The sequence below is a fragment of the Undibacterium sp. SXout20W genome, assembly GCF_049340285.1.
In the GTDB taxonomy this organism is placed as follows: domain Bacteria; phylum Pseudomonadota; class Gammaproteobacteria; order Burkholderiales; family Burkholderiaceae_D; genus Undibacterium.
Map to the genome: position 1 here is coordinate 48,761 of NZ_JBMPPH010000023.1, position 17,006 is coordinate 65,766.

16 protein-coding genes are annotated in these 17,006 nt (G+C 45.3%); 9 read left to right on the forward strand and 7 right to left on the reverse strand.

Features of this window, described 5'->3' with window-relative positions; translation table 11 throughout:
- The first annotated feature begins 89 nt into the window (after positions 1 to 89).
- A complete protein-coding gene (locus tag ACO0K1_RS12770; protein WP_423026304.1) occupies positions 90 to 560 on the forward strand; it encodes a DUF2721 domain-containing protein in 471 nt (156 codons plus the stop codon).
- Positions 561 to 571: 11 nt separating this feature from the next.
- Here ACO0K1_RS12770 and ACO0K1_RS12775 read toward each other — a convergent pair whose 3' ends face one another.
- The gene (locus ACO0K1_RS12775; RefSeq protein ID WP_423026270.1) at positions 572 to 1,990 is read right to left on the reverse strand and encodes a hypothetical protein; all 1,419 of its coding nucleotides are present in this window, start codon (positions 1,988 to 1,990) and stop codon (positions 572 to 574) included.
- 186 nt (positions 1,991 to 2,176) lie between these two features.
- Between ACO0K1_RS12775 and ACO0K1_RS12780 the strand changes: the two genes are divergently transcribed.
- From ACO0K1_RS12780 to ACO0K1_RS12790, 3 genes are all read left to right on the forward strand, one after another.
- Positions 2,177 to 3,838, forward strand: coding sequence for a long-chain fatty acid--CoA ligase (locus tag ACO0K1_RS12780; protein ID WP_423026272.1), 1,662 nt, complete (start codon positions 2,177 to 2,179; stop codon positions 3,836 to 3,838).
- A gap of 580 nt (positions 3,839 to 4,418) precedes the next feature.
- A complete protein-coding gene (locus tag ACO0K1_RS12785; protein WP_423026274.1) occupies positions 4,419 to 6,086 on the forward strand; it encodes a methyl-accepting chemotaxis protein in 1,668 nt (555 codons plus the stop codon).
- Between the two features lie 111 nt (positions 6,087 to 6,197).
- On the forward strand, positions 6,198 to 7,046 hold the full coding sequence (locus tag ACO0K1_RS12790; protein WP_423026276.1) for an HDOD domain-containing protein: 849 nt from the start codon (positions 6,198 to 6,200) through the stop codon (positions 7,044 to 7,046).
- 44 nt (positions 7,047 to 7,090) lie between these two features.
- Here ACO0K1_RS12790 and ACO0K1_RS12795 read toward each other — a convergent pair whose 3' ends face one another.
- On the reverse strand, positions 7,091 to 7,303 hold the full coding sequence (locus ACO0K1_RS12795; protein ID WP_423026278.1) for a SlyX family protein: 213 nt from the start codon (positions 7,301 to 7,303) through the stop codon (positions 7,091 to 7,093).
- A 286-nt stretch (positions 7,304 to 7,589) separates the two neighbouring features.
- On the opposite strand from ACO0K1_RS12795, the gene ACO0K1_RS12800 reads away from it, so the two are divergent.
- Positions 7,590 to 8,552, forward strand: coding sequence for an HDOD domain-containing protein (locus ACO0K1_RS12800; RefSeq protein ID WP_423026280.1), 963 nt, complete (start codon positions 7,590 to 7,592; stop codon positions 8,550 to 8,552).
- A gap of 301 nt (positions 8,553 to 8,853) precedes the next feature.
- Here the strand turns inward: ACO0K1_RS12800 and ACO0K1_RS12805 are convergent, their stop codons facing one another.
- Positions 8,854 to 9,171 carry a hypothetical protein gene (locus tag ACO0K1_RS12805; RefSeq protein WP_423026282.1) on the reverse strand — a complete coding sequence of 106 codons (318 nt, stop codon included), beginning with the start codon at positions 9,169 to 9,171 and terminating at the stop codon, positions 8,854 to 8,856.
- A gap of 468 nt (positions 9,172 to 9,639) precedes the next feature.
- Between ACO0K1_RS12805 and ACO0K1_RS12810 the strand changes: the two genes are divergently transcribed.
- The gene (locus ACO0K1_RS12810) at positions 9,640 to 10,140 is read left to right on the forward strand and encodes a chemotaxis protein CheW (RefSeq protein WP_423026284.1); all 501 of its coding nucleotides are present in this window, start codon (positions 9,640 to 9,642) and stop codon (positions 10,138 to 10,140) included.
- Positions 10,141 to 10,328: 188 nt separating this feature from the next.
- Positions 10,329 to 11,861 carry a DUF4080 domain-containing protein gene (locus tag ACO0K1_RS12815; protein WP_423026286.1) on the forward strand — a complete coding sequence of 511 codons (1,533 nt, stop codon included), beginning with the start codon at positions 10,329 to 10,331 and terminating at the stop codon, positions 11,859 to 11,861.
- A gap of 23 nt (positions 11,862 to 11,884) precedes the next feature.
- Here ACO0K1_RS12815 and ACO0K1_RS12820 read toward each other — a convergent pair whose 3' ends face one another.
- Complete coding sequence (locus ACO0K1_RS12820; RefSeq protein ID WP_423026288.1) at positions 11,885 to 12,718, reverse strand: transporter substrate-binding domain-containing protein; 834 nt, start codon at positions 12,716 to 12,718, stop codon at positions 11,885 to 11,887.
- A 68-nt stretch (positions 12,719 to 12,786) separates the two neighbouring features.
- Positions 12,787 to 13,101, reverse strand: a complete 315-nt coding sequence (locus ACO0K1_RS12825; protein ID WP_423026290.1) for a metal-sensitive transcriptional regulator — start codon at positions 13,099 to 13,101, stop codon at positions 12,787 to 12,789.
- Positions 13,102 to 13,427: 326 nt separating this feature from the next.
- Here ACO0K1_RS12825 and ACO0K1_RS12830 point away from each other — a divergent pair, with 326 nt between their 5' ends.
- Together ACO0K1_RS12830 and ACO0K1_RS12835 are read left to right on the forward strand one after the other, a co-directional pair.
- Positions 13,428 to 14,252 carry a substrate-binding periplasmic protein gene (locus tag ACO0K1_RS12830; RefSeq protein ID WP_423026292.1) on the forward strand — a complete coding sequence of 275 codons (825 nt, stop codon included), beginning with the start codon at positions 13,428 to 13,430 and terminating at the stop codon, positions 14,250 to 14,252.
- A 347-nt stretch (positions 14,253 to 14,599) separates the two neighbouring features.
- Entirely contained in the window at positions 14,600 to 15,763 is a 1,164-nt protein-coding gene (locus ACO0K1_RS12835; protein ID WP_423026294.1) for a PepSY-associated TM helix domain-containing protein, read from the forward strand.
- Between the two features lie 21 nt (positions 15,764 to 15,784).
- On the opposite strand, the gene ACO0K1_RS12840 is transcribed toward ACO0K1_RS12835, so the two are convergent.
- Both ACO0K1_RS12840 and ACO0K1_RS12845 read right to left on the reverse strand, forming a co-directional pair.
- Positions 15,785 to 16,657, reverse strand: coding sequence for a Dyp-type peroxidase (locus ACO0K1_RS12840; protein WP_423026296.1), 873 nt, complete (start codon positions 16,655 to 16,657; stop codon positions 15,785 to 15,787).
- 134 nt (positions 16,658 to 16,791) lie between these two features.
- The coding region (locus ACO0K1_RS12845) for an IS30 family transposase (RefSeq protein WP_423026298.1) at positions 16,792 to 17,006 on the reverse strand (215 nt) is incomplete at its 5' end.

Here is a 17,006-nt window from a genome sequence, read left to right on the forward strand (position 1 = left end):
TTACTACAAAAATAATTTAAATAAAAACGCGCTCTTTGACGCGAAGTAATTTAGCGAAAATCCTGACCATAAGAGAAAAGATCACCATGATTAATTTGCAACTAGGCGACGTCGGCCACACCATACAACTGGCCATTGCCCCCGTATTTTTACTGACTGGTGTCGGCACCAAGCTCTCCGTACTCACGAGTCGCTTAGCACGCATTATTGACAGAGCCAGAGTGGTAGAACAGTTATTGAGAACGGAAGAAGGCAAGCGCATCGAGCTGGAAACCGAATTGGAAGAAGAGCTCGATGAGTTATACCGCCGCTCCCATCTGATCAATCGCGCTATTACCCTCAGCACCACTACGGGCCTGCTCATTTGTCTGGTGATTGCAGCGTTATTTCTCGGCGATGCGACAGGGTTAACATTAGATAAATTGATCGCGGCATTGTTTGTCGGCGGGATTTTATCGTTGATCGGTAGTTTTATCTTTTTTATGCGTGAGATATTCGTCGCTACTCTTACACTTTCACGCCAACATCAGCGCGACAAAATCAGACGTTTGCCGCGCTGAACCAAAACGCACTACGGGCTGACCACGACCAATGCACTAAAGGTCGAGCTGCCTGCGCCCGGACAAGCGACGGTCGTCTGGTACGACGCGCACACCATAAACGTTAATTGTGCTGGCGTGGCACCAGTAGCGACCGTTGGCGCAATAAATGCCGTGGTTTGCGAATTGTAATTGAGCAAGGTCACAAATGGGCCGTAGGTTTGTATCCAGCTAAAGTAAATCGGCGGTGAACTACTGCTATTTGCCGATGTATTTGCGGTGATATTGACAATGCCGCCACTGTTGACCTGAATAATCTGCGGATTGATCGACAGCACGATTGAAGGTAATGCGCTGACATAAAACACCACTGGATTTTGCTTAACGGCGTTGCTTGACAGGTTGGTCGGATCGATCGGTGAACTTGAAGCATACAAGGTAAACGTGTAAGTCGTGGGTGTCGTTACGACGCTAGGAAAAACAATACTTGCGACCGCATTGTTGGGATTGATCACGGTAACCGGCGACGCCGTGGATGGCGATGCGGACGTGTATTTCCACAAATAATAAATGGTGCCAGTCGTGACTTTACCATTCGCGTCATAGAGCTTACTTGCGGTGCCATCTAATTGTTGCGTTGCTCCAGGCGAGACGTTTCCACCACTGGTAGAAATAGGTACGGCGGTAGGTAAAATGATAGGATTGATCGTGATTGTTTGAATCGCTGTAGCAGTTTTCTGATTGCTATCGGTCACGCGACATTGTAATTTGACGGCCGTTGCCTGGGTTACCACTGGGGCAACAAAACTACTGTTGGCCGTCGTGGAATTAATCAGGCTCAGCGTTAACCCTGCAGCATCATTGACCACCCATTGGTAGGCAAACGTGACACCTGCCGGTGCAGAACTACCCGCCGTCGCATTACATGTGAGCGGAACCGTGTCACCTGAAGTGGCGCTCGTATTGGTGCCGACCGCCACCACAGGATTATAGCTACTAGAGGCGGATTGCAGGACCTGCAGTGTCGTCAAAGAATTATTGCTATTGCCTTTAGCATCCGTCGCTGAGAATGTCAGCTGATAAGTCGTATCAGCTGTGAGCAGCGATGGTGGCGTTAGCTGCAGCGTGCAACTTACACCACTCCCGGTTGCATCAGCCTGTGTTGTGCTACAACTACTGTTGCCAACGGCCGTGACTGGATTAGCGCCTAAGGTCAAGGTTGTAATCTGCCAATTCATACTGGTGATAGCGCCAGCGGTACTGCTTGCATGACCAACAAAAGTGAGAGGGGCGCCACTCGACACCGTGGTTGTCGCAGGAACTGTTATCGATACTGCGCTACTCGTTGAGGCTGAACTGCTACTGCTACTGTTGCCGCCGCCGCATGCAGACAAAACAAGACCCAGCGTTGCGATGAGTGCGAAATGAACAAATTTGTGAGTGGGATACACAATAGCTCCGAGAGTAATTAAGTAATCGATGTAGATCGCCTCATTGTAGCGCTATCCAGACACTTTCTACGTTACCAAATTTACAAATTATCATATTTTTATACCTTCATTTTTACAAAGATTCGTGCAAACGAGCGCTAATTGTGGCAATCTCGACTTTCGGTTTTCCCCACCCGGAGACACTTCATGAATACTTTGCATTACCCGCACTGGCCACAAGGCTTGCCATATCAACTGATCGCGCCAGCGACCAGCGTCTACCAAAATTTGCACGTCTCCGCATTTCGATATCCAGATAAATCAGCACTCATATTTTATGACTCGGTGCTCACATATAAGCAACTCAATTCCGAAGTACTCGCTTTAGCAGGGTATTTACAACAAGTTTGCGGTGTCAAAAAGGGGGATCGAGTTTTACTCAACATGCAAAACAGCGTGCAATTTGTTATTGGTTTTTATGCGATTTTAAGAGCTGATGCGATGGTTGTTCCTGTTAATCCAATGTTGCTGAGCGAAGAGTTAGCTCACTATGTGCGAGATAGTGGCGCCAAAACGGCGATTGTCGCGCAGGAAATACTCCCAAAAATTCTGAATTTACTTCATCCAAATGATTTACACCATATTGTCGTCAGTACCTATTCCGATTATCTGACGAGTGAAACGAATCTGACGGTGCCTGAATTTGTAAAGGCGAAAGCTGACGTTCCTTTGATCGATGGCGTCACTCCTTGGAAAAAAGCACTCGCTGCCAATCTCGCGCCAGCAGAACATCTCGCCGGCTCGGATGACCTTGCCTGCATGCCTTACACCTCAGGAACCACCGGACATCCAAAAGGATGCATTCACACCCATAGCACAGTCATGTTTAATATTGCCGCCAGCCCCGCATGGACTGGTGCCGGCATTCCAAATCAGGTCGCCTTGGCAGTACTGCCCTTCTTCCATGTCACGGGTATGCAGTCGGTAATGAATGTGACGATCTATTGTGGCGGTACCTTGGTGATTTTGCCACGCTGGGATCGTGACGTTGCAGGTCAATTGATTACTCGCTATGGCGTCACCAATTGGACTTTAGTGCCTTCGATGATGATCGACTTCTTGTCCAATCCGCGTCTGGAGGAATACGATATTTCCAAACTCGCGCGCGTCTCCGGCGGTGGTGCAGCGATGCCTGCGGCAATCGCCCAAAAGCTGCTGGAATTGACTGGTCAGGTCTACATGGAAGGATACGGCCTATCAGAAACCATGGCCCCTTCACACGTCAATCCACCTCAACGTATGAAGCAACAATGTCTGGGTATTCCACTATTCAATGTCGATGCCCGTATTGTTGACCCAACCACCGGTAAAGAAGTGCCGCAAGGCGAACAAGGCGAAATATGGATCCATGGCCCACAGGTATTTAAAGGTTATTGGAACGATGCCAGTAAAACAGCGGAATCCTTCGCGGAATTAGATGGTAAACAATTTTTCCGCTCGGGCGACTTAGGCTACATCGATGAAGATGGATTCTTTTTCTTTACTGACAGACTTAAACGCATGATTAATGCCAGTGGATTTAAAGTCTGGCCAGCGGAAGTCGAATCGATGATGTACCAACATCCGGCAATACAAGAATGCTGCGTCATCGCGAGCCGTGACCCCTATCGAGGCGAAACCGTCAAAGCGGTCATCGTCAAAAAAGCCAATGTCGACGTGAACGCTGAAGACATTATTCTTTGGGCCAATCAAAAAATGGCTGCCTACAAAGTCCCACGAGTCATCGATTTTGTTCAAGGTTTACCAAAATCAGGCACCGGCAAAGTGATGTGGCGCGCATTGCAAGAACAAGAATTAAGTAAAAAGTAAAAATTGAATTAAAGAGCGGGTTTTTTTTGAGGAAAAATGCGTACTTTTTTTAAGCATAATCAAAATAATTTGACGCATCGTGTCATACAAATTTTTGCATTGAATTAATTCATTTTTAAAAAAATCCCTGCTTTATTTAACGACTTAATTTTCATCTTTAATAAAAGCTGTGTAACTAGAGCAAACTTTATCGTCCTTTTTCCTACCTATCTAATACCAGTTAGATTTTTCGTCACAGATCGTCGCCTTGAAAAAAAGTGTCAATCATCTCACCTCGTGTGTTTGAAACAACAAATCAAGCTTTGCACCAAAGCAATTTTGACATAGTATGGAACCAGCGTTACGCCTCAGCTGAAACAAGCTGAGGCGTCAAAATTTTATTTGCCAAATGAGATCTTTGATAGTGTGCATTTTTGCTTGTGGTCTCATTTTTTAATTTATTTCTTAACCAACATCGACCGTTATTGAACTGTTTGACACCTCCTCCCTTTATTCTGCACCTTGGCAAAGTCAACGCAAACCTCAGAATAATCGGTCAAAAGTTCTCTGCAAAGACACGATTAATACTAAAGGGGTCATTATGAATTTCCGTCAACTTCGAATAGGAACACGCCTCGCTATTGGCTTTGGCGTAATTTTGATTTCTTTGATTCTGATCTTAATCGCCGGCAGCGTACTTAGCGCCCGGAACCGTCAAGTCATGATGAAAGGTATTGAACTGTCGCATAGCAAAACCGCGCAGGCAGCAAACATGAAAAGCAGCATGTTGGAAGGCGGACTGGCAATCAGAAATATCGGCATGCAGACTGATCTCAGTGAAATTGAAAAGCAAAAATCACTGATCAAAAATAAGCGTGCCAAATTTAATGAAGCCCACGACAAACTAGTGGCATTAGGATTGAGCAACGAAGAGAAAAAGATCCTCGATGCCATTACCGGATATGACCAGCAAGTTGACGCGCCAACAAAAGAAGCATTTAAAATGCTGCTGTCATTTAATGGAGAAGAGGCGGTCAAACTGATTGCGACACAGATTGATCCACTTCAACAAAAAGCTTTACTTGAAATTAATAAACTTGTTGATCTTCAAGATGCAGCATCTGCAGAACTCGCCAACCAAGCTGAGAGCAATGCGAGTAAGCTTGTGGCCGTTTTGCTGGTCATCGGTGGCATTGTTTTAGTGGCAGGTGTGGGATTTTCATTAATTCTGACTCGCAGTATTACCAGACCACTTGGTGAGGCGTTAGAAATTGCAAAACGGGTTGCAGCGGGTGAATTGTCACATCGCGAGGCCGCCGAAGGTAACGATGAAATCAGTGAATTGTTAAATGCATTGAAAGAAATGAATGACAATCTGTTTAACATCGTCAGTGAAGTAAGGCAAGGAACTGATGCCATTGCGATTGCCTCCGGTGAAATTTCTTCAGGCAATGCAGATTTGTCGTCACGCACAGAAACCCAGGCTGGCGCATTGGAAGAAACCGCCAGTTCAATGGAAGAAATCACCGCGACAGTGCGCCACAATGCGGACAATGCACGACAAGCCAACGGCTTAGTCACTTCTGCCTCTAACTTTGCTATTAAAGGCGGTGAAGAAGTCGGTAAAGTTGTGCATACCATGAACTCCATTAAAGAAAGTTCTCGCAAAATTGTCGATATCATCAGTGTCATTGACGGTATTGCTTTTCAAACAAACATTCTGGCTTTAAATGCCGCCGTAGAAGCTGCACGTGCAGGTGAGCAAGGACGTGGTTTTGCAGTGGTCGCTTCTGAGGTACGTAATCTCGCACAACGAAGCGCGAGCGCCGCCAAGGAAATCAAAATTCTGATCGGTGACTCGGTGGAAAAAGTCGAGTCTGGTGGTAAATTAGTCGATGCCGCTGGACAAACCATGAACGAAATTGTCACATCGGTAAAACACGTAGCGGACATCATGGCAGAAATCACTGCGGCTGGACAAGAACAAAGCACCGGTATCGAAGAAGTGAATCGCGCCATTACCCAAATGGATGAGATGACCCAACAAAATGCAGCGCTAGTAGAACAAGCGGCGGCGGCGGCTGAAAGTATGGAAGAGCAAGCAGGTAATCTGGCACGGGTCGTATCGGCTTTCAAGTTAGGCACGTCCAGCTTTGCAACGACCAATCGGGGAAATACGATACATAAGGCCGAGCCACTCGACGATATGAATGGGTTAGCAAGCACAAAAGGTAAATTAATCAAAGCGTTAGGAATTCACAATAAGTAATTTATTATTAATTTACCGTTAATTTAATGTTAATTTACTACTAACTATTGATTTCCTATTGATTTGCACGCAATTAGATTTACAATGACGCTCACCAGCACATGTAAAACTATGAATAAACCGGAAGCGTTAAAAAAAATTGTTGCCGAGGCGAAGTTGGGAGAGCTAACTTTCCCAACCAATGTGCACGCCACTCTCAAGATTCAAGAAGCACTCAACGATCCTGAATGCGGCATAGAAGCGGCTTCCAAGTTAGTCATGCAAGATCCGATCGTTGCGGTGCGTGTTGTCGCTATCGCTAATTCCATCGCGTATAGCCGATTTGGTGGTGGCGTCACAAATGTCCGAACGGCAATCACGATACTCGGCTTCAACACTCTACGATCGGTAGTCGTTGCAGTGGCAATGCGACAAATTAATCAAGCGATCAAAAATCCCAAGATCAGAGCGAAGATGGAACTGCTTTGGCAACATTCCGCTCACGTTGCGGCGATGTCTCATTTACTCGCCAGAAAAGTCAGTAAAATCGACCCGGAAACAGCCTTATTCGCTGGCATCGTGCATGAAATTGGTGGTTTTTACTTGCTCGCGCGCGCCGATGAATTTCCCTCACTTCAGGAAAATCACGATTGCGCTATCGAAGATGAACTGGATGAAGATCACGAGATTTACATAGGACGGGCGGTATTACGCCAATTGCTGGTTCCCAAACGTGTCGTCACGGCCATCGAAACCTTGTGGTACGGTACCCTGGCTATGCCACCTGAAACTTTGGGTGATACCTTACTTCTGGCCAACGAACTGACGACATTAGCATCCCCTTTAGATAATCGCAGTGAGAACATTATTGCCGAAACAGCTGCCTCAATTGACTGTGAGCTTGAAGGAAGTACCTTGCGCCAGATTCTTCATGACTCTACCGATGATTTACATTCCCTCGTTGCAAGTCTGATTCATTGATCCATTAGGCCAACACAGCATACGCAGTGCTAAAAGCTGACTTCTTAATAATGTGGCGGTCTTTCGTCTACCATGGTATTTCTTTGATTTGCAGTAATCGCCAGTTCGCGCATTCTCGCAGCCATCGCCGTCAACAAAGCCTCTAATTCATCAATTTTTTTCTGTTGTCGATACACTTGGGTGTTCAAAGTGTCAACCAGATCGTCCTGGCGTGACAAACGAATTTCAAAGTCAACCAGCCGTTCTTCGGTGTTCATAGGGAATCTACTTTCATAAAATGGATCGGTAGTATGCCATAGCCAATTCAATTTGATGAATGGAATCAACTCTGTGCATATGTAACAATATCGGCTACCATGATCGTACACTACAAGGTCACGTGTATCGAAATTCGTGTCTAACTCAAGTCAAAGAAGCATCAGAGAAGTGTCCAACAAGCGTTTTTGTCTTTCGTTCCTCAAGCTATGATTGGGATTGTTTGTGATCGAATTTTTTCGACGATTTTTTGGGAATTCAACATCAGTTTCAGCTGAATTTAAGTCGATGCCTGATGGTTCGACCATTAGTCCAAAAACTGTCCCTCATGATGCAAGTGTTGCTAATACAGGCCAAGCGTGGCAACCACATCAAGACTTTAATCAGCAATACCGCCAGTGGCTGCTCGGTAACGAAGTCGATGAAGCCAGCCCTTATGTCGAAAAGACTATTCTGCAAGCCTTAGATAGACTGAAGCAATCTGAATCAGGCGCTTCGCAATTACTGCCACGCGTACCGACGGTTTTACTTAACGTATTAAAAAGCCTGCGTGATACGAATGTGTCCGCCAATGAGCTAGCACAACAGATTTTCAAAGATACGTTATTGGTCGGCGAACTGCTACACGAGGTAAATGGCGCCTATTTCAATCTCAGTAGTCGCGTCAGCAGCCTGGATAGTGCGATCCAGTTATTGGGTTTAAATGGTCTGCGCATGCTCATTGCCCGTACCGCTTTTCGGCCGATTATCCAGATGCAAAGTGGGAAACTAGCGAAAGAATTAGCACCCCGGATTTGGGCGCATTCAGAAAAAAATTCGCTTGCCTGTCAATTGCTGGCAAAACATAAAAACCTCGACCCTTTTCATGCCTTTCTGACTGGCTTGTTATATGACGTTGGATTGATCGTCGCTTTTAGGCTGGTCGATCAGACTGGGGTGACGGATACCTTACCTTCATCAACCGCTTTTCAAGATATTTTTTTCAACCTGACCCCACATTTATCAATTCAAGTGGGAAGGAAATGGGAATTTCCGGAACCGGTACTGCAGGCGATTTTGGAAAATACCACCGAAGCGACGTCAGACCAGAATTCCGCACTAGGCAATTGTTTGCGACAAGCTGAACAAATCGCCAGACTGCGGCTACTAATGGACCATGGAGTTATCACGACAACCGATGGTTTAGCTTTATTGGAAGGCGATTCTGTTTTGTCAGAATGCCTTCAACAACTACAGCAAACCTCGTCCTAAAAAGTACACAGTTGGCGATGGATAAGAACGTCAACATCACAGAATAGAACACGGTCAATTAATATGGATTCGTTGTTGGCCTCAGAAGCGGCCTCAGAAGCCGCCTCAGAAGCGGCCTCAGAACGATCAAGGCAAAAATATCTGCATCTATCAAGCTTGCAAATCGTTTTGCTTTGACAATTCTGAGGCTATATCGTGAACTGCATAAGACTCAGATTAGAGGTGCGAGGGGTTCGCCGAATGTCGCTGACTAAAGCACCAAAATTGGTTACATCGCTCTCTGGCATTATCGACCTTTTCATTAAATGGCAGTCCGATGATTGCCGCTAGCAGCGATGTGCTGAGCGTTCAATGTATCGGCTTTATCCATCGCTAATTTTTGGTCTGCAGTTAAATGCTTGGCGCTAATGACCACGGTTTGCATACCAGATTGTTCTGCATCAAATGCAATTTTCTGATCTTCACTCATGCGCTGCGCCGTAATTACGACACTTGGTATTGCGTCTGAACTTACGCTTGCAGTTGCGTGAGTATTAGCAGTAAATGCGTTACCGACGGCGAGCACGCCAGCAAATAAAGCAGTTGCGAAAATGGCGCTGGTTTTAATCGATGTTTTCATTTTATTTCCCCTGAAGTGGTTGGTTGATGTCTCCACTTTAGTCACATGTGCGTCAAGCGACTAGCAAGATGCGATGAACTGCAAAATCGGAGGGATGAAGCTAAAAAAAATAGGATTAAAGCTATTAATCTGGACGAATCCCGCATTGTGTAGGCACCAATCCGGTTTTATGACATATTTGACTTGGTATCTCGGATCAAATTGATTTGGAGTAGACCACAGGTACAAGCTGTTTTTTTTCACGACTTGTTGCATTTATGGTCGATTAGATGTGCCAGACTTGGTACTTTTAGCGATGAAAAAGTTATTTCTGGAAATTAAAATGGCATTGCACTACTATTAACTGCGTTCGTTTTACGCTGGGTATAACCGTGTGCCAACGTAAAAGCACCAGAAAATTCATCTCTGGTGACCAAGCAAATTACTGGGTCTATTTAAACGATCTTTGCCACAAGGAGGAATGTCAACATGTCAAACGACAACGCTTCTCAAGCACGAGTAGCAGATAACCATCAGGCACCACTGGAATTTCTGTCTTTTACGCTCGGAAATGAGGAATACGGCATCGATATTCAACGAGTTCAGGAATTACGAGGCTATGAAGCAGTAACCCGAATTGCCAATGCGCCAGATTTCATGAAAGGTGTCATGAATTTACGTGGTGTGATTGTGCCGATTATCGATTTACGCATGAAGTTCTCACTTGGTACCGCGGTGTATGATCAATTCACCGTGGTGGTGATTCTGAATATTGCCGGGCAAACAATGGGTATCGTGGTCGATAGTGTTTCTGATGTCATTACCTTGACCCAGGATCAAATCAAGCCAACTCCAGAAATCGGTTCAACCATCGAGTCTGATTTTCTGATCGGCTTGGCCCCGCTCGAAGAACGTATGCTCATCTTGATCGATATTCAAAAATTGATGTCGTCTGAAGATATGGGATTGCAGCTATCACACGCGATCTGATCGCCTAACCATCTGACGACGGGTTACTTACGTCCGTGATGGTTCATAACTGAAGGTTCTTTTTGTCCTCTGGTGGTAATTATTTGGCATCATAGGGTAAAAATAGAGCAGCATACTCTCGAGGCAAGGCGAGGGTATGAATCGCCAGCACTGTACAATAGAGTCTTATTCTTCGTTTTTGCTGCGCCATGACTATCCTGCTGACTACTCTCAATGCCCGCTACGCCCATGCATCACTGGGCTTACGTTATCTGCTCGCGAATATGGGAGACCTGCAAGAGCAAACCCAGATTCACGAATTTGTAATTGGCGCTCGTAGTACGGATGTTGTTGAAAAAATTCTTGCCTATCGCCAGCCCGACCAGAAATTGATTGTCGGATTTGGGGTCTACATCTGGAACGTGGTTGAAATCACGCAGGTGGTGGCCATCCTAAAGCGCGTTGCACCAGACGTCGTGATTGTGCTAGGTGGTCCCGAGGTATCGCATGAAACCAGTGAGCAAGACATTATCCGCTTGGCTGACTATGTGATTACCGGTTGGGGTGATGTCAGTTTTCCCGCATTATGTCAGCAAATTATCAATGGCCCGCAGCCACTGATGAAAGTCCATGCCGGATTGCAGCCACCAATGAAGGACATCAAGTTGCCGTACGATTTATACACGGATCAGGATATTCGGCATCGCACCTTATACGTCGAGGCTTCACGAGGTTGCCCATTTAAATGTGAATTTTGCTTATCGGCACTGGATAAAACTGCGTGGCCTTTTGAGATCGACGCGTTTCTGCAAGAAATGGAAAGCCTATATCAACGTGGTGCCCGTTTATTCAAATTTGTTGATCGTACTTTTAATTTGAATATTAAGACCAGTTTGAAGATCATGCAGTTCTTTCTCGATAAGCTGGCGGCCGCACCGCACGATCCGGTGTTTGCCCATTTTGAAGTTGTACCTGATCATTTGCCAGACGCGCTGAAGGAGGGCATACAAAAATTCCCGGCAGGCACACTACAATTTGAAATCGGTATTCAGAGTTTTAATCCAGAGGTACAAAGTCTCATCAGTCGCAAGCAAAACAACGACAAGGCGGCAGAAAATATACGTTGGCTATGTGAACATTCGCATGCCCACTTGCACGTCGATCTGATTGCAGGTTTGCCTGGTGAAACGATGGAAAGTTTTGCCGCCGGTTTCGATAAGTTAGTGGCTTTAGGTCCGCATGAAATCCAATTTGGTATTCTGAAACGTCTGCGTGGCACACCTATTATTCGACATACTGATGCTTACCAATTGGCGTTCGATCCTATGCCACCGTACACGATTCTCGCGAATAAAGATGTGCCTTTTGCAGCGATGCAAAGACTGGTGCGTTTTGCCCGCTATTGGGATATGGTGGCAAATTCTGGTCGGTTTGCGAATACATTACCTGTGATTTTAGGCGAATCACCTTTTACTAATTTCATGGCGTTGTCAGACTGGGTGTATGCCAATACCGACGCGACGCACCGCATTGCTTTAGATCGGCTTGCAGGTTTAGTCTCAAACTGGCTACAGCACGAGCGTGGTATCAGCAAAGAGACGGTAGAAAACTTAGTTTCTAGCGACTATGCAGGCCATGCACAACATAAGCAAGGCAGCGAGAAGAGCGCTAAGGCCGGAGATAAAACTGGCAGCACGGTCAAAGCAACGCCGCAGCGCCAAAGCCGTCATCTTGCTGCCTGATAAACGGTACCTCAACGGTACCTCTATTGGTTGTATTCAGAGATCAGACGATTAATTTCACCAGATTTTTTTCCGGCGACAATCACCTGATTCAGTTTATGTATCCAGTCTTCAGTAGGGCCCGGTGCGGCTATAAAATAAATGTCATCGGTCATCAGTGGTTTTTTCAACACTGTGATACCTGATTTGATGGCATCTTCCTCGCTTTTAGCCTCGGAGCGAAGTATTTTATACATGATATTTTCGACATCGGATGCCTGGGTATTATGGGTGCTTACCAGCATCAGATCCATGCGCTTATTAAGCAATTTGCGTAGTCTTGACGATGGTGAACTGACGTCATCTTCGACCTTAAATAGAACATTAATTTGCTTATCGAAATCATCACCATAGGTCGTACCGCGAGTAACGCCGATCGTTTTTCCCTTTAAATCAGTCAAAGTTTCGAAGGTAAATGAATTGTCGCTGCGCTTGATCATCCATACTGAATTCGAATACACCGGATCAGAAAAGACAAATTGAGACGCTCGTTCTTTATTTTTAGACAACCCAAACGCAATACCTTCGCCATTTTTTGTGTTCGATAAAAGGCGTGATAAGGGGTAACGATGAATTTCGAATTGAATATGCAATTGATGTTCAAAATAACTCAACAAATTGCGTACATTCTCCCTGACCGGAATAATTTCTCCGCTGTCTGTTCTTAGTTCGCTGATAAGTAGAACGACTTTTTGTGGTTCACTTGCGCTGACCGCTGATGCCACCAGTAACGAACTTGCAAACAAAATTCTGGCCAGAATAAATCGAACAAAACCGCGAGCTCTACCGTTCGCAACGGTTTTTAAATAAAACTTCATAAGGTAATCCTGGTCAACCTGATCTGAAACGACGTCTTTTTAGCCAAGGTGCTGATTGATGTACAAGATCAAACGAATTTTTCGAGTAAGGCAGCAACGCGCTTACTACTTTCTATTGACTCTTCCACCGTGCCTGCTTTCTCGGCATGTGTCACTAATGAATTTGTTAAAAGAGTAACAAATGATCGATCCAAGGCTTTACGCGCAGCCGACATTTGTTGTGCGATGCCGTCACAGTCGTCTGGATGTTCAGCCTTGGCAATTAATTTTTGCACGCCGCGCAGCTGTCCTTCTATCCTTGCCAATCTGTGCAACAGATCTTTTTTTTGCACATCACTAAGTGCGTTCCCACTAACAATCTTCAGGGGGGGAGTATCTGCCATGTTTGTTCTCCGACTCAATGTTTTTATAGATAATTCCAAGACCTAAGGTAATACTCTACTGAGTATGGTGAAAAGATACAAGCTTTAGCGTGCCTCATCTGTTGCTGATATCAACGGATCAACGATTTGGCAAAGATTGCTTTTGTGTCGTTGTTAAATTGAATATCAACTTTTTGTTGATAAAGAAGTGGGAGAAAAAATACATTTCAGGGTGGGTCGGAATTGATGCAAAATGGTTGCTGAAGTTGTGTCGTTTGCAGAGGTGATCTTTTAATAGGGCAATTGGCACTTATTTGCTTTGTGATGGCAAATCGTCGAGGTAGTCTATGCAATATTACTTGCGAAAAACAACGATCTTGTCTGGCTTGTTGTTTCTGATATTGTTATGTTTTTGCGAATTTTGTGTAGCGGACAACAACGTCGCATGTAGTCAACTGCGGCTCGCATTCTACGAAGATGGTGCATTGTTTTATCGCAATGCCAAGGGAGAGTTTCTCGGGATCGATAAGGATGTGGTTGATGAGTTACAACGACGCACAGCTTGTTCTTTTCGAACGAGTGTGGATTCCAGAGTGCGAATTTGGGCGCAAATACGTCAGGGTACCTTAGATCTTTCTGTGTCTGGGATTGCAACCAAAGAACGCGAAAAATTTACCCGATTTATTCCTTATTTTTCCACTCATAATTTTGCGATTCTCCGCAAAAATCTACCACCAGAATCACAATCTGCTGAGGGTTTTCTAGCTTATAGTCAATTGCGCGTCGGCGTCGTCAAAGGCTTTCAACATGGTGAGACCTACGAAGCATGGTTGGCGCAAATGCGATCTCAGGGGAGGGTTGAAGAAGTAGGCGATTTTGAAACTGTCATCCGCCTTTTTCGAGCCCATAGAATTGACGCTATGTTGGCATTGCCGACGGGCATGCTACCGCTACAAGCCCCAGAATTACGTGAGCAATTCGTGATTAAAGACTGGGTACCAACAGAAACGGTCAATTTTTCACTCGTCATATCGAAGGCAAATGTCAGTGACGAGCTGGCTGTTTTGTTTGAGAAAACAATCGCCGATATGCGAAAAGACGGCTGCATCGAGGCCATTTTACACAAGCACCTCGGACCCGACTTAATGACGAATGTGCATAACGTCAATTAAGTCAAGCAAGCAATTGCGAAGCTATCTGACCAATTAAAGGCAACAATCCCGCGCATCGTCATAGATCAACAGGCTTTCATCGACTAACACCTTCAATCACATCCCTGTCATATCGCTTTGCGATGATATGACGCTTCTTTTACCAAACAATAACAATTAATTCATTGAGAATAATTCTCATTTGCATTAATATATCCGTATTCATAACGCATTCGCTTAAAAGCAGCGAATCAAATCCAACGTGTGTTGAACGTCGATATGTTCAATTCACACCTTAAGCGTTCCATTCTTTATGGTCGCCTTATTGAACATTTTATGTCATCCGTTGCGGGTGATTTTCTTTTTTTATGCAGACATTCAGACACCAACTTTTCCGACGAATTCATTGCTGGCTCGCATTACCATTCGCTTTATTTCTGATCTTACAAGGGCTGACCGGAGCGGCGATTACATGGAAACACGAATTAGACGTCCGTCTAAACCGAGAGCTAATGCAAGTACCGATATCTGATCAAATCGAATTCTCCACCAACAAACGATTACCAATATCAGTCTTATTAGAAGATTTAGTTCGAACCGAAAATGGTATCAGTCCGTCGATGTTAGAGCTTCCGGAAAAAAGGAATGAAGCCTTCATCGCTTGGTATAAATCGTCGCAATCAAAAGGCGATCAGACAGAGAAAAAAGCGACGCGGCAAGTCATGATTAACCCCTACACGGGCGTCGTGATGGGTGAACGTTTTACGGGTGAAACAGGCTTTTCACCAACACAATTGATGCCATCGTTAGTGTCTTTACATCGGCAACTACTAAGCGGCGATAACGGAAAACTGCTGGTCAGCATCAATGGGATCGTTTTGCTAATCCTCGCGCTCAGTGGCATTTACCTCTGGTGGCCAGTCTGGAAGTTAAAAGCCTGGCGGCAAGCCATCACCATCTCGCATCAAGGCTCATGGAAGCGGTTCAATTTCAGTTTGCATCGCGCCGCAGGTTTTTATACGGCACCGTTCTTTTTAATAATTGCAATGACGGGAATTTATTTTAATCATTCTGAGTGGATTACACCGCTTTTCTCACCATGGTTACCCACGACTGTCAGTGCCAAAAATAGGCATGACACCGATAAAAATATCGAGCAGGAGACAATCAAAAATCTGAATCTGGAACAGGTGATTTCACTCGCGCAACAACAATTTCCGTTGGCGCGGGTTAGCCGAATTAAACTGCCTGAAGCGGTCAACGGGAAATACGAAATACGCCTCCATCAGCCTGACGAATTACGTGAAGGAAGTGGCGCCACGCGTGTGACAATCGATGCCGAAGAAGGCAAGGTAATTAAAGTGAGTGACCCATTAAAAGGAACGCCAGAAAACCGGTTTTATAGTTATTTTTTTCCACTTCATAGCGGAGAAATTTTTGGCGTCACCAGCAAGATCGTCGTCACGATTGTTGGCCTGTTGCCCTTACTATTTGCCGTCAGCGGCACCTTGATCTGGTGGCGCCGCCGCTGATTTTTATCGCGGAATCGTAGATTATGCAGGCAACCAATTCAAAGAAAGCTGCTGGTCTTTGATAGGTGGGCACCAGAAATAAGCGCCAGTGCCTGGCTGCGTAAATTTAAACAAGGCATCGGTAATGCCATCTTCAGCACCCGACATGCGGCGTAACTGCGCTTCAAATGCCTGAAACGACGTCGCAAAAGCGACGAAATAAAATCCGGCCTTAGCACCTGCGGACCACGGCATAAATCGACGAAGTACAAAAGCTTCCGGTTCGAAATCTTCTTGGGCGGTGCGTTTTACATGCGCTGAAAGAGGGGCGTCGTCTAACTCTTCGTTATCGGACTGACGACGTCCTATCATATCGTCACGTTCGGTCTGTGACATTTTTTGCAGATGATCAAAATGATGATGCCATTGTTGAACGGCAACAAAACTTCCTCCATCTTCCGTGATTGCTACTGCGATGGCATGTTCATCCTGTGGATTTTCAGTACCATCTTCATAACCACTCAGATCGCGCCCGGTATCATATTTAAATGCATCTATTTGCTGCTGCAAATTAAATGCTGGCGCCAGTAATTGTTGAACGCGTTGTTGCTGATGAATCAGTTCACCGCGCTCTGATTCACGCAGCCACAACCATAAGGCCGAGGGGGTTGCAGGTAAATCTACCAGGCTACCATCGATGCCAGCAAAATTACGTAAGCCCGATATTTCCACTTGTAAAAAGTCAGCCAAGATAGCCCCGACGCCGAGCACAACACGATCACCATCAATCAGCTTTTGCAGACGTACCAGCGCCGCATAGACTGCACTTCTATCCGCGTGTTCCGCAAGATCAAAATGCAAGTAGGTAGCGTGGGCTGGCAAGGGTTGCAAAATACCTGGTTGATGGTGTGACATAAATCTCTCCGCAATTTAAAAAAATCTGACCCATAAGGATCAACGCTATTTACCTGCCTTAATAGGATAACGCAGGACGATTGTTTGCGTAAAATTTTAAGCGTGAATTGAGGTGGGAATTTATCTTCGCGAGTTCAATTTTGAAGTGCAAGCGTATTTTTGAAGAATACCTGATTGGGTGTAAGGTATCCTAATCTTTTTCTTGGTCGATTATTCAGTCTTTTCATGGCGTGATCAATCTCCTGTTGTGTAATCGTGGTGAAATCTCTGTTCTTCGGAAAGTATTGCCTAATCAATCCATTCGTGTTTTCGTTCGTTCCTCGCTCCCAAGATGCATAGGGATGCGCGA